This is a genomic window from Serratia sp. MF1(2023), assembly GCF_030954545.1.
Lineage (GTDB): Bacteria > Pseudomonadota > Gammaproteobacteria > Enterobacterales > Enterobacteriaceae > Serratia > Serratia sarumanii.
Genome location: NZ_JAVHUX010000022.1, coordinates 23,755 through 37,713, shown reverse-complemented (window position 1 = coordinate 37,713; position 13,959 = coordinate 23,755). Strand labels below are relative to the sequence as shown.

Below are 13,959 nucleotides of genomic sequence, written 5' to 3'. Positions count from 1 at the left end.
ATTTCAGATTGTTTTAAAACGTAACATAAGGAAATGATTATGAAAAAGAGACATATGGCATGCTTGCTCTATATATTGATGGGAATTGCAGAATACGCAAACGCTAACTCAACAATTCAAGCACTCGCAAACTGCGATGCATCATTTTTTAAAGAAATACAGAATGATGGGAATTTAAAGTCGCTCATCCCTTCGTTAGATATATCCATGTTAAAAACCACCGGAAAATTATCGTTCCCGACCACATTTACATCCCCGGAAGGCATTGAGGTTAATAGTTTTATTGTTACTTATACCGACTTTGATAAATACAAAGAAATTAGCACATTTGATGTGAAAGGCCAATTCTACTATTGGGGATTTGAGTCCCTTCAATCCTTTAATGAGATTGTGAAAATTCTATCCCAGAAAATCAACCTAGTTAAAATTGGAAATATTTACACCTACAACCCAATGATACGAAACACCGTTGATGGCCAATGGATGGCTAATAACTCAGCCGTTGACGGTGTAGCACCAGAAGAGAACTCAGCAGAAAAATTGTTTATAATAGAAGACAATAAAGAGAAAGGTGTTGTGAGTATCATGTGTACATTACAAGGGAAAATTACTGACAAAGACTTATATCTTACTGGGTTATTGAAAAAATGAAAAAATACAACCAATTGATCATCACACTCTTAGGTTTCGCACTCATATCAGGTTGTAGCAGCGAAAAATCAAAAGACACATCTCCACCACCAGGGTATACCAAATTATTCCAGGGAAGCGACTCGATTACCTACCTGAAGAAAATGGACTCGTGGCATTACCAGGGCAATAGCGACATTATTCAATTTGAGATGATTATTTCATTCTTTAAAGAGGATACGGTAGTTGGTAAAAAGTTTCAATCCATAAAAGAAAAAATACTTTATGATTGCAATACCGAAAATAAGTACACAAAACTCCCCATTGGCTTCTTCTCTGACAAATATGCAACGGGAAAAGCGATTGTTCCCTACCCACTCAGTTCGAGCAGGTGGCTTATCGCAGAAAATAACAGTCTTGACGCTATTGGATGGCAAAATTATTGCGTGAAATATAAGAAGGCCATCGACGCACAAAGTTGACAATCCACTTTAATAAAAGAGGCTTATTTCGAGCCTCTTTTATGACATATATCAAACACACTAATCCTTCTCCTTGTTGAATATCGGGCTGATGCTGCCGTCGTTGGCATGTTCGGTATCCCGGTTTAGCTGCGCCACATCCTGTTGCTGTTTGTCGGTGTCACGGACTATCAGCGTTCCCTCACTGACCCCGGCTTTTGTCGTACCCTCGGCGTGCCCGCTGTTGTTGGCACCCGACAAGGTGCCGCCGGCAGTTACACATAAAAGCAACTACCCCAGCCAAGGACAGGCAACTACTTACGGATGGTAAGGCTGGTAATCTTCGAATTCCCAAGCAAAAACACGAGAGAGTTTCTGAGCAATCTCCATCCAGTCATCGCCTTCACATTGATCGATGTAATCGGTGATGGTTTTGGTTATCTCATCCAAATCGTATTTACGTACCAGCAACGTGTGACGCATCAGTTCCGGCAGCCAGTGGTGCTTGCAGAGCCATTCAGGGGTGCAGATAAAAACATCAAAATGATTGATTCCCTCCTCCCCTACTGGCCCTATACATAAATGAGCTAAAAATTGAAAACAATCATTCTGCTCAGGTTGATAGCTTGATAAATCAAACCAATCACAGCCAATACTTCTTAGAGATGCCTTCATTATTTTCCACCCAAAATGTTTAAGTGACCGTTACCAATCTTATCCATTTTTCCTGTTTCAATATTCTTTGTATAACTTTCAAAGTTGGCCTGAGTTCCTGTTGGATTTAACGAACCTGGAGTATTTGGCTTTTCTTTTGGCGAACGGTAAATTCTGGTTCCATCGGCACTTACTAACCCTGTACCATCACTCGTTGGTCGTGCCCCTTCCCCAACCCAAATTTTACCCAAGCAATCGGCTTCTTCTTTGCTGCCTGAGCCAATTAGGAGGCGCTGATACCCGCCGTGTTGGTGGCGCCTTGTGCTGCACCTCTGTCTCCCGGCTGCAAGCCGGCGGCGGCGTTTTTCGCCTCAGCAGACGCGATCACTACACTCGAGTTTACCCCGGTCCTCATGACAACTGACGTTTCAGCATCACACACTCTAGATCACCACCGTCACCGATAAGACCACCTGGCGCGAACTCTGCCAGGCCAGCCAACAGCGGCAAGATTTGGGGGCCGACCAGGCGCGAGAGAACGGCGAGCAGGTTATCGCTGGCGACTGGCTAAGTCAGCCCGGGATCACCGAGGCGGAACACCTGGAGGTCTCTGCTGCGCCCGGTGTGATCCGGTTGCGGCGGCGAGAAGTGGGAGGATTTAGAGATTAGAAGCACAACCCCGGTCAAGACCGGGGTTACTGTTTTAATTCAGAAGATCCATTGAAACATTGCCTGTATCAAAGAACTCTTTAAAGATCCTGACAACAAGATCAAAGTCCTTAGTAAGCTGCCGCTTCGGCCAGTAATTACCAAGAATCATGACATTTTCCCCAGAAGAAGAAGTTTGATCCCATATAGACCTTACATCGCTCCCAGACTCATCATATTCAAGCAAAGTCACCAGATAAAAGCCATTCTCTGCCTCAACACTGAGTCTTTCAGGCCCAACTTCTGGAGCATTAATGATCCTAATATTTACACTACCACTACTATTCTTCAAAATATTTAAAAAATCGAGCACATCGGGCCATAAAGGGGACTCATTTCTGGCATATTTCTCACCAGCCAATAGACACGAAAGTTCATAATTCATCATTTTGCCGGCCCTCGTTTCTCTATTTTTTTCATCCCTTGCTGCCAAAAAAGAACGTTACCAGTTGCTTCTTCGTATATCGTCAGTGACTTTAATCCGGCCTTTTCTGCCATAGTTCTTACATCACTCAGACAGTAGTTACATACTTCCTTACCAGCTACACTCATCGCCATTTCACGCCCTTGAGTCATTCCTTTATCAAAGGCTTGCTGAATCACACCTATTTCTGCATGAGCGGTGCCCATATTTCCATTAGGGTAATTTTTATCAGGCCTCTTATCTATCTTGGCCTGTACCACATCGTTGATAAGAGTCGGTTTATTAAAATCGGCTAACTGTGAAGGTCTAATACCTTGGTTAGTATCAGTAAACTTACTACCATCTACGTTCCCTTTCGCCACGACCTTCAGATTCGCATCAACAATCTTACCAAGCTGTTTCGCTGCCGCTGAACCAAGCACAGGAGTCAATGAGGCCGCTACAATCTTCATCCCATCATAGGTTTCGATGTAAGCCTCTGCCGTAGCCTTATCTACGCCAAGCTGCACCATGGCATAGTTCACCATCGCATCTTTCACCTGTTGCTGACTCTGCGCATCAACACTGGTGATATTCAGCAGGTTCACTATCTGGCCGTAAGCATCCGCGTATTGCTGGCTCACCTTCGAGTTATACGGCCCGGTTTCATACTCACCCTTGGCCGCGATAACCTCCAGTCTCGCCGCACCACAGGCCGCACTGGCTGCCGCACCATTTCCGCAGGCCTCTATCACCTTCTTGTCGCTGGCGATATCCTTTTCACGCAGTTCATTAATCGTCTGCTGGGCCTGCTCACGCTCTGCCGGATCTTTGCTGTTCTGGAGTTTCTGCTTCGCTAACTCAAGCTTCGTCTTTTCTTCCACACTCAGATAGTTATTCTCAACCGCATTCTTACCCGCCTGCCCGCCGGTCACGGCTCCCGCAGTATCCCCCGTCGCCAGCCCGCCTGCAAGCCCTGCGGCCAGCTGGCTCAGCGCGCTCACCTGCTGTTTCTCGCTTTCGCTCAGCTGCTGCGCCGTCTTGCCCGGGAACAGCTGCCCGGCAATGTAGCGCGCCGCCAGTTCACCGCCCCCCGCGCCCAGTCCCCCTGCCGCGGCCGACTGGTTGTTCAACTGCGCCGTCACCGCGCCCAGCACTGCATGCGCCATTGTGTTGGCAGCAACGTCGACTTCACCGGTCAGCGGATTGGTGGTCAGTTTCTTGATTTCCGTCGCCAGATACGGCGAGGCACCGCTCGCCAGCGCGCCCGCCAGGTTATTGCCCGCCAGTGCCGTCAGCGCCCCCGTCACCGCCTGCGCCGCCTTCTGCAGGTCGCTGCCGGTGCCGTATTGCCGCATCGCGTTGTCGTACGCCCGCTGCATCACCGCCGCATCGTTCGTTGGTTTGCCGCTCTTCTCAAGCTGCTCCCTGGCCTGTGACAGCGCCGCCGGGTCTTTCTGCGCCTTCAGCCCGGCGATATCGCCCTGCGTGCGGATGACGTCCATCGCCTGGCCGCCAATCTCCCCAATCAACTGCGCCTGCTTGAGCCGGTTTTGCTCCTTCTCCTTGTTGAATATCGGGCTGATGCTGCCGGCGTTGGCATGCTCGGTATCCCGGTTCAGCTGCGCCACATCCTGCTGCTGTTTGCCGGTGTCGCGAACTATCAGCGTACCTTCGCTAACCCCGGCCTTTGTCGTGCCCTCGGCGTGCCCGCTGTGGTTGGCGCCCGACAGCATGCCGCCGGCCATGTTGGTCAGCAGATCCTTGCCCACCGGCCCGCCGGTGCTGAATGACCCGCCGCTGTGCGTCGCGCTGTAGTCCGCCTGGTTGTGGATGTCCGTCCAGCCCAGCGTGCCGGTATCGAGACGGTTTTTCTCCTTGTCAGCTTGGCTTGCAATCACAGCGCCGTCGAGCTGGGTATGTTCTTTGACCTTGACGTCATACCCGCCTTGGCCGGCAAACAGCCCGGTCTGCTCTTTTACCGAGTCGAAGTTGCTGTGCAGTTTGTCCTTGCTGGCGCTTAAGTTGGCTGAGCCGGTCATCGAGCCGAAGGTGAAGCTGCCACCCGCGCTGGCGTTTTGCTGTTTGGCATCATAGCGGTCGCTGTCCTGCTGGCTTTCCAGCGCCAGGTTACGGCCCACGTCGACGGTGACTTTTTCTCCGCTGGCCTGCGCGCCGGTAAGCCGGGTGTCGCGGCCGCTGGTCACCTTGAGATTACTGCCGGCATCCAGGGTGGTTTCGGCATGCGTCAGGCCGTTGCCGTTCTCATGCCCCTTGCCGGCATTGACGCCGGCCGAGACGCTGATGCCGTACCCGCCCGAACCTGCGCCGATGCCGACACCGACGTTGCCGCCTTTGCTGCTGTTTTTGCCGACGGTGCTTTCGCGCTTCTGCGCCGACTGCAGGGTAATGTCCCGCGCCGCATCGAGCGACAGATCTTTGCCCGCTTTCAGCTGGCTGCCGGTGACGACGATATCGCCACTTTGCGCGTTGTGGTTCTTGCCGCTCGCCGTTATCGACAGGTTTTGCCCGGCGGTGAGCGTGCTGCCCTGCGACTGGCGGCTGTCGGTGCGGGTTTCGCTCTTCGACGATTGGCTGCCGTAGGAGGCGCTGATACCCACCGTATTGGTGGCGCCCTGCGCCGCACCTTCGTCCCCCGGCTGCAAGCCGGCAGCGGCGTTTTTCGCCTCCGCCGAGGCGGTCAGCGCATTATCCCGCTCCCAGGCCTGTGCAGCCTGCACGCCGGACAGCGCCGCCTTGGTGTTTTGCAGCGCGTTCAGGCGCCCATCTCCTTCTTTTCGCGCCTGCTGTGCCAAGCTGACGGCGGTGTTGAGCGCGCCGCCCACGGTGCCCGACAATGCCACGCTTAGGCCGCTCTGCTTCTGCTCGTAGGTCTCTTTACGCGTGCGCGCATCAACGCCGGGATCGATAGTCACGCTGTCGCCGGTAAGAGCCAGATCCTTGCCCGCCACCAGATCGGCGCCGCCGATGTGCAGTTGGTTGCCCGCCGTGATGTTGACGCTGCCCTGGCTGCTGCCGACGGTGCTGAAGCTTTGGCTTTGGGTCCGGCCTTTCTCGTCGATTTCATGTTTGCTCGACTGTTTGCCAATGGTGAAGCCGATGCCGCCGCTGCCCAGCAGGCCGCTTTTTTTCTTCTCTTCCAGCTGGTAATGCGTGTCGGTCTCGGTGGCCGCGCCGATGTCGACGTTACGGCCGGCCTGCAGGTTCACGTCCTGGTCTGCGGCAATGGCCGAGCCGGTGACCGTCAGATCGTTGCCAGCGCTGACGCTGACGCTGTTGCCGCTGAGCAGGCTGCCTTTCTCGCGTGTGGTGGCGTCATGCGCCACGCTGTGGCTGCTGCTTTTTTTCAGGAAACCTTTTTTCTGTGACCGCTCTTCACTGAGGGCCGACTCGCGTTCGGTGGCGGTATTGAGGGTCACATCCTGCTTCGCCTGCAGGGCGATGGCGCCCTGTTCGCTGTGCAGGGCGCTTGCCGTGGCGATGATGCTGCCGTCCTGCGCTACCACCGTGACGCCGCCCTGCCCGCTGAGGGTGCTGCCCACCACGTTTTCCCGCAGGACTTCTTCGGCGCGCTCACCTTTAGTTTTCCGGCCGCGACTTTCCTCGTTGGAGACGCGATGCTCGCTGTCGGTGGTGTGGTTAAGGATCACATCGTTTTTCGCCTGCAGGGCGATGGCGCCCTGGTCGCTGTGCAGGGTGCTGCCGGTAACCGTGACGTCGCCTTCACGCCCGATCACGGTCACACCCTCGCGCCCGCTGAAGGTGCTGCCGGTGCTGATTTCGCGCTCGGTTTGCTCTTCGCGATGGCTCTTGGTTTTGCCTTCGCGCTTGTTTTCGCTGTCCTGGTCCTGCGTGCGGGTACGCGCGTCTTTAATGGTCACGTCCCGCGCGCTGACGCCAATACGCCCCTCTTTACTGTCAATCTGCGCGCCTTCGGCCAACAGGCGGTTGCCCGCCACCAGGGTGACGCCCTGGTCTCCGCCGAGTGCGCTTACTGTCAGGCGCTCTTCCTGGCGGTCGTTGCTGACTGATGAAGTAGGGCTGTTGGCGTCCAGGTGCGTGGTATTGGTGGTGCTTTCGGCCCTGATGTTGATATCGCCGCCGGCCTGCACGCGGGTGCTGCCGGCGGCGCTGGCCTGGCTGCCCGTGAACGTGACGTCTCGCCCGGCATTGAGCGTGAGGTTGCCGCCGGCGTTAAGCTCACTCCCCAGAGCCTGCTGCCATTCGCCGCTGACGTGCGCCATCCGGGAGCCTGCCGCTTCCGTGCCGCCGCGGGTGCGGTTACCCATTGAACCGGAGATAACCTCAAGATCGGCGGTATGGCTGCTTTTCGCGGCGGTGATGGTCAGATCGTTACGCGCGCTCAGGCTGAGCGTATCGGTCGCATCCAGTTTCGCCCCCGTGAGCGTGATATCGGTGCCGCGCAGGCGAATGTCGCCGGCGCTCATGGTCGCCTGGCGCAGCGCGTCCTGCAGGTTAGTGCTCATGGCCAGACTGTCTGCCTGCACGTCAATGCTGCCTGCCCTGACGTCGCCGCCCTGATGCAGGAACTGCCCGGCGTCAACCGTCAGGGCTTTTTCGGCAAACAGGTTGCCGGCATTGGTGATGCTGTTTGCCGAGAGTTGCAGGTCGCCGCCGCCAATTAGCGCGCCATCGCCGGTCAGGCGCAGCGTAGTCTGTGCCAGATACACCTTCGGCACCCACACCGTTTGCGGGCCGCCTTCCGTTTGCACCGTCTCGCTCACCAGCCAGACGATATCCTGTTGCAGCGCCGCAATCTGCTCCGGCGTCAACGCCACGCCCGGCACCAGATGGAAGTCCTGGGCGACTTTGCTGCCGTTGTTCATCAGTTGCTGATACTGCTCCATCGCATCCCAGCCCTTGACGGACGGTTTGCCGGTCAGCGCCAGCACCTGCTCGCGCACCAGACGCTGCTCGTAAAAGCCGTCCCCCAGGCGCTTATGGGCCTGCGCCGGGTCATACCCTACGCGCTCGAGCATATAATCACTGCTGATAAAGTTGTCGCGGCGGGTAAAGCGTTCATCGGTCACCACCAGGAACGGGCTGCCGGTCGCCGTATGTTGACTAAACAAGCCGTTATTGGGGATGGCTGTGGCCACATTGCCCAGATGCTGTAACTGCGTCAGCGCCAGCTCAGACGGCAGCAGTGGGCGCCCCAGCGGCGAGGACGGCGTGGCGCCCGGTCTTGTCATTTGCTCACCCGGCGCCAGCGTCGTATCGCCGTCAGGTCGGGCAGCGCCCTCTACCGTGAAGGCCAGCGGATTGCGCTCAAGCTCGGCGCGTTCGGCATCCACCGCCTTTAACGCCGCATCAAGTTGACTGATTTGCGCCTGATTGACCGTGGTGTTGGTGATGCGGGCTCCGTTGATGGTGACCGTGCCATTGCCGGTGATCAGCCCGTCAACGGTCGCCAGCGCTGTGGTTTCGTCCCGGTTGAACGTGGGGTACCAGTGATGCGTGTCCTTGTCATAATGGTCAACGATAGCCGCCTGACGCCGCTCGTTAACCGAGTAACCGCGGTTGTCCACGCTGCCGCCGCCGTCCTGCGTCAGATTGCCGTTGGCCGTAATGACGCTGGCGTCATTGAGCAACGCTCCCGTGATGCGCAGCACCATGTTGCCGCCGGCCAGAATACGCGCGCCGATCCCCTCACTCACCAGCTTGTCGCGCGTCACCGTGCCGCTCTCGGTACGTTCGCGGAAGTTGTTGTAATCGGTGATGAACGGCGCGCTGTCGATATCGACATGCTTTTCGGGATCCCAGGTCATCACCTGCGTCCAGTCGTGCTCCCAATGGAAGCCGTTTTGATAAGGCGTCGGGATGGTCGCCAGCTGATTGCCCCCACGCGTTTCATAGAACGTCATCGCATAGCTGCCATCGGCATTCGGCTTGAGCGCCAGGTAGTTGACCCACAGGTCGGTCAGTTGGCCCTTATTGTCCTTGACCCGCACCTGTGCGCGCTTGCCCGCCGCATCAATGGCCAGCAGTGTGCCGTAGCGGTTGGTTTGCGCCGCCGCGTCATCCTGATAGGTCAGCTGCTGGGTGGTCGGCGCCAGGGTGCTTTTATCGGGATTGACCTTTGAACCGTAGGAGCGCCAGTAGTAGTTGTAGCGGTGCCATTTGTAGTCGCTCTTCTCGGCGTTACGCTCAATTACCAGCCCTTCGCGCAGGTTGTTCAGGCGACGCGCTTCCACGGTGGCGTCACCGTCCGCTTCGATAAAGCTGGCCCGGTTTTCAATCAGGTCATCGCTGTGCAGGTGCAGAAGGTCGGCGCTGTAAATCAGCGCTCCCTCCCGGTTGGTCAGCCGCTCACCGGTCTGCACCGTCAGGCTGTGGGTCGCCGCCATCACCGCAGGCGCACCGTGGTTGTCGATAATGCGCCCGTTCACGGTGATGTCGTCGCCCATCAGCGCCGCGGCGTTGTCCAGGGTATCGACGTTCAGCGTCATGCTGTCCGCCTCAAGGCGCCCGGTGTTTTGCAAGGCTCCGGTCGTCAGCTGCAGCGTTTTGCCCACCAGCGCCGCCGGATTGGTGATGCTGGCCGCATGGAGCGCCAGCTTGCCGGGCAGCAACCAATCCGCCAGGTTGGTGAAGGCGCCGCTCAGGGAGAACGTCACCGTACCGTTACTGCTGATCGTTTCGCCGGCCTGATGGGTATAGTCCTGCTGCGCGGACAGCGTCAGCGCCTGCAGCCCCAGCAGGGTACCGTTCTGATTATTCAGGGTACGCGCATGCAAGGTAAGTTGCCCGGCGCTCTCCACGCGCCCGCCCTGGTTGAGCAGCGCCAGCGGCGAGTCGGTCCGTGACCGGTCAGTATTGATATTGAGGTTGCCGTTGGCCAGGATCCGCCCCTGGCGGTTGTCCAGCTGCGTGACCCCCGAGAGGGTCATCTGGCCGCTACTCTGCAGGCGGCCTGCGGTATTGTCGATATCACGAGAGGTGATATCGGTGCGCGTGGTGCCCAGTATCAACCCGCCATCGCGATTGTTCAGGCGCTCGGCCTGCACATCCAGTTCCGCCTGGCTGCTGAGCGTGCCCTGACCGCTGTTATCGAGCGTCCCGGCCTTGAGCGCCAGCCCCTGGGTTGACACCAATTGCCCACCCCGGTTGTTGACCTGCGCCCCCTCAAGGGTGAGCGCGTCGCCGCTGTGCACCTTGCCATGCTGATTGTTAAGCCGGTCGAGTCGGTAGGTGCCCGCCCCCTGACTGATGAGCGTACCACCGGTATTGTCCAGTTGCTTTGATGCCACCGTGATGCCGCCGCGGCTGCTGAATACGCCGCGTGTATTATTGATACCGGCGGCCGACACCTCTTGCCCGCCATTGCTGCGCACTGCACCGCCGGTATTTTCCAGCAAACCAAGAATGCGCAGCGCCACGCGTTGCTGGCCGTCTATCGTCCCGCCGGCATTATTCAGCGCCTGCGCTTCAAGCGCCAGCGCATCGCCGCCCTGTATTTTCCCGCCGCGGTTGTCCAGCCCGCCGTTCAAATTGAGCCGCAGCTGCTTCTGGCTGTAGAGTTGCCCCGCCTGGACGTTATCAAGGCTGCGGGCGGCGATAGTCAGCGCCTGGCCCGCCAGCCATTCGCCGCCGGTGTTATTGATGGCGCCGGCGTGCTCGCCGTCAGCGGCCCCTTGTACGGTCAGTTGCCCCTGCGCCGAGACCTTACCGCTGCGGTTATCGATATCCTGTTTGATGCGCAGCGCCAGGTTTTGCGCCGATTGCATCACGCCCCGGGCGTTATCCAACCAGTCAGCCGTAAGCTGTGTTTCCTGCCGGCTCTGTACGCTGCCCTGCGTATTGTCAAAACCGCCGCTGATGGCCCGCCAGCTCCCCTGGCTGCCCATCCAGCCCTGCGTGTTGACGATATCCTGTGCCTGCAACACCTGAGACGATTGACTGAAAACACGCCCCTGGCGGTTATCCAGTTTGCCGGTGAACTGCATGTCCAGGCTATCCAGCGCGTTGATGGCGCCCTGAGCATTGAGCAGACTGGCGGCGCGCACCTGCGTGCGGCCATTGCCGGTCAAGGTGCCGTTTTGGTTATCCCAGCCCCCCGCCAGATTCAGAGAAAGCGCCTGGCCGCCCAGCACCACCCCTGCGGCGCGGTTGGTCAACTGGCCTCCCTGCAGAGACAGATCGCCGCCGCTCTGCAGGGAGCCGCCGTCATTATCGAACAGGCTGCTTGCTCCGCCGTTAACGGCAAGGGCCTGCTGCGCGGTCAGTTTGCCGGAACGGTTGAGGATATTGCCTGCGGCGTCAAGCGTCAGGCCTCCGCCGGACTGCAGCCGCCCGCCGGTATTGTCGAGCGACTGCGCGTTGGCGGTGACCTGCCGGCCACCTTGTGCGGTGCCGCCCTGATTGTCCCAATCGCCATCGGTGTTGACGGCGAGTGCGCTGCCGCCTTCAAGCCAGCCGGCGGCGTTGCTCACCCCTTGCTTCGCCGTCAGGTTCGCATCCTGCCTGGCGACCACCTTGCCCTGAGCGTTATCGAGGCGCTGCGCCGTTAGCGTGAGCGACTCGCCGCTGATTTCCCCCTCGCGGTTGCCAAGCACGCCCGACGCAGTGAGAGAGAGTCTCTGCCCACCCAGCAGCTTGCCGGCCTCGTTGTGGATGTCTCGCGCTGACACCGTGGTTTGCCCATTTCCCTGCACCCTACCGTGATGATTGTTCAGCTCGCCCTCACTGCTCACCGTCAGCATCTCACCGGCACCCAGCAGCCCCTGCGTGTTGTCCAGCCCCTGACGGGTATGCAGGTTAAGCCGTTGTCGGCCAATCACCTTGCCCTGCTTGTTGTCGAGACGGTCAGACTGCACCGTCAGCACCGTAGCACTGATTTCACCGCCGCGGTTGGTGGCGTTGCCCGAGGTCTTCAGGGTTGATGCATGGCCTGAAAGCAGCTTACCGCCGTCGTTGTTGAGATTGCTCGCCGTTGCCGTGACGGCCGTTTCGCCTTGCGCCGTGCCGCCACGGTTGTCCCAGTCGCCGGCGTGCACATTCAGCGCCTTGCCGGCGCCCATCAGGCCGCGTTGGTTATCCAGGCGGCCGGCCGTCATTTCGAGATTTCCCTGGCCAATGACCTGCCCCTGCGCGTTATCCAGCCGTTGTACCGCCAGACGCACGTCATCGCCGCTCAGGGTGCCGAACTGGTTATTCAGAGCGCTACCTGCCTCAAGCGTCAGGCCGTTCCCCGCCAGCAGGTTGCCGCCGGCATTATTCACCGCGCCATCAGCATGGAGCGTGAGCCCCGCCTGGGTTTTTATCGTGCCGCGCTGGTTATCGAGGCGGCCGGCGTCGAGGCGAAGAGCTCCGTTGCTGCCCATCGTGCCACCGCCATTGTCGAGCAGGCCACCCACTCGCCAGTGCTGCGCCGTTTCCCCCAACGCCACCAGGCGACCGCGCTGATTGATCAGCCGGCCGGCCGAAAGCCGGAGGCTCTGCGTCTCGATGGTGCCGTCACTGTTATCCAGCGCGCCCGCCAGGGTGAAACGGCTCTCACCGTCACCGGTCTGAGACCAGGTAGCCTGTTGGTTGAACAGGTTGTCAGCATCGACCGCCCAGCGCCCGGCCTTGACCCTGGCCTGCTGCGCATCCACATTTCCCTTCGTGCTCACGGCCAGCTCACCGCTGTCTACGGTGGACTGGCGCAAAGCCACGCCGCCCTCGCGGGCCGCCAGCGCGGTGTGGCCGGCCGCAACCTGCGCGCCGCTGATATCCACCCGCCGCCCGGTCGCGTTGACGTTCTTTTTACCGAGCAGACTGCCACTGGCGCGGATATCGCCCTGGCTATCAAGCTGCAGATTGGCATCATGGACCAGCGCGCTTTCGGCATTACTGCCCGCCAGCAGGTGGCCGCTGCTTTGGATGCCGCGCGTGGCGTTCAGGTGCACATTCCCGGCCGCCGCCAACGTACCGGATTGCGTTAACATTCCCTCGCGACTCTGCACGGCCAGTTGGCCACCGCTATACACTTTCCCGTGCGTCTCGATGTCGCCTTTTGCCGCCAGCTGAATATCGCCGCCGGCCTGCGTGGGCGCATCAGAGCGCCAACTGAGCTTGCCTTCGCTGCTCACGGTGAGCGTTTTGCCCGCCCGGACCTGTCCGCCCTGGTTACGCACGCCGACGCCGGCTTCGGTGCCGATCATGCGGATACTGCCGCTGTACATGCCACCCATCTGCCCCATGTCGATGGCAAGCTCAGGCCTGGCACTGCCGTCGTCCGAAAGCGGCGCGGCGGTTTTGCCGTCCGCGCTCACGCGGTTACGACCGGCCACCAGCGTCACGCCTTCTTTAGCCCAGACGCCGGCGTTGACCTCCACCGCGCGCGCCAGAATGTCGACGTACTCGGTATCATGACGGGTATCGCCGTTGAGCCCACCGCCCTCGATGCGCACCACGCCGCGCTCGACCTGGTAGCCCGCCACGCTGCCATCGGCGTTCAGTTGCGGTTTGCCGGTGGTCAGCGTCATGCGCCCAGCGTTGATGGTGCCGCAGCCGTTGCAGACAATGCCGGCGGGGTTGGCCACAATCACCTGCGCCTTGCCGCCGGCCACTTCCATAAAACCGCGCAGCTGGCTGGGATTGTTGCTGTTGACTTCGTTGAGGATGACGCGAGCCGGCGCGGAATTGGGATTGAGATTAGGGTTACCCTGGATCATCCCGGCCATCTGGGTCGCGGTCATCACCGCCGAGTTGTTGAGGATGGCGCCTTTGGCGTCGACGTCGAACTGCTGATACTGATTATGTGAAACCCCAGCCTGGTTGGGGGCGGTGATGTTGACCTGCGGCAAGCCGTTCTGGGTAGTGATGACCTCCGGCCGCTGGGAAGAATTGGCACCGCCGTCCGCGACAATGCCGTCTGCCATGACGGGGCCGGCGAACATCAACAGCCCAAGCAGCCACACTGACCGACGCACGGTGACCCACAGACGACTTCCACCCGTTATTCCTGAACCGATGCGCTGCCCCGGCTCGCTGCTGCAGCTGCGGGCCAGTTCGGACACCACCCGCAACTCCCCGTGGGTGCGGCTGAAGATAAGGCGATAGCAATGTTTGTTCATA

Annotated in this window: 7 protein-coding genes; 2 read left to right on the top strand and 5 right to left on the bottom strand. The window is 58.8% G+C overall.

Translation table 11 applies throughout. The features are described 5' to 3' along the window. Positions 1 to 39: 39 nt before the first annotated feature. Entirely contained in the window at positions 40 to 651 is a 612-nt protein-coding gene (locus REA38_RS13275; protein WP_043147540.1) for a hypothetical protein, read from the top strand. Beyond that, a complete protein-coding gene (locus REA38_RS13270) occupies positions 648 to 1,112 on the top strand; it encodes a surface-adhesin E family protein (protein WP_049233105.1) in 465 nt (154 codons plus the stop codon). Before REA38_RS13275 ends, REA38_RS13270 begins: the two co-directional genes overlap by 4 nt. Positions 1,113 to 1,172: 60 nt before the next feature. Here the strand turns inward: REA38_RS13270 and REA38_RS13265 are convergent, their stop codons facing one another. The 5 genes from REA38_RS13265 to REA38_RS13245 all read right to left on the bottom strand — a co-directional run bounded on the left by REA38_RS13265 (position 1,173) and on the right by REA38_RS13245 (position 13,958). After that, complete coding sequence (locus tag REA38_RS13265) at positions 1,173 to 1,352, bottom strand: hypothetical protein (protein WP_033648475.1); 180 nt, start codon at positions 1,350 to 1,352, stop codon at positions 1,173 to 1,175. A gap of 57 nt (positions 1,353 to 1,409) precedes the next feature. Then, entirely contained in the window at positions 1,410 to 1,766 is a 357-nt protein-coding gene (locus tag REA38_RS13260) for an immunity 8 family protein (RefSeq protein ID WP_071883814.1), read from the bottom strand. Further along, positions 1,766 to 1,996, bottom strand: coding sequence for a hypothetical protein (locus REA38_RS13255; protein WP_223181994.1), 231 nt, complete (start codon positions 1,994 to 1,996; stop codon positions 1,766 to 1,768). The genes REA38_RS13260 and REA38_RS13255 overlap by 1 nt, the downstream gene beginning before the upstream one ends. A 452-nt stretch (positions 1,997 to 2,448) precedes the next feature. Beyond that, on the bottom strand, positions 2,449 to 2,841 hold the full coding sequence (locus REA38_RS13250) for a hypothetical protein (protein ID WP_086556926.1): 393 nt from the start codon (positions 2,839 to 2,841) through the stop codon (positions 2,449 to 2,451). Continuing rightward, complete coding sequence (locus tag REA38_RS13245; protein WP_308886021.1) at positions 2,838 to 13,958, bottom strand: hemagglutinin repeat-containing protein; 11,121 nt, start codon at positions 13,956 to 13,958, stop codon at positions 2,838 to 2,840. The genes REA38_RS13250 and REA38_RS13245 overlap by 4 nt, the downstream gene beginning before the upstream one ends. Between the last annotated feature and the right edge of the window lies 1 nt (position 13,959).

Bases quoted from the DNA above. Each gene is read 5' to 3' on its own strand.
- REA38_RS13275 (WP_043147540.1), top strand. From the start codon at position 40: ATGAAAAAGAGACATATGGCATGCTTGCTCTATATATTGATGGGAATT.
- REA38_RS13270 (WP_049233105.1), top strand. From the start codon at position 648: ATGAAAAAATACAACCAATTGATCATCACACTCTTAGGTTTCGCACTC.
- REA38_RS13260 (WP_071883814.1), bottom strand. From the start codon at position 1,766: ATGAAGGCATCTCTAAGAAGTATTGGCTGTGATTGGTTTGATTTATCA.
- REA38_RS13250 (WP_086556926.1), bottom strand. From the start codon at position 2,841: ATGATGAATTATGAACTTTCGTGTCTATTGGCTGGTGAGAAATATGCC.
- REA38_RS13245 (WP_308886021.1), bottom strand. From the start codon at position 13,958: ATGAACAAACATTGCTATCGCCTTATCTTCAGCCGCACCCACGGGGAG.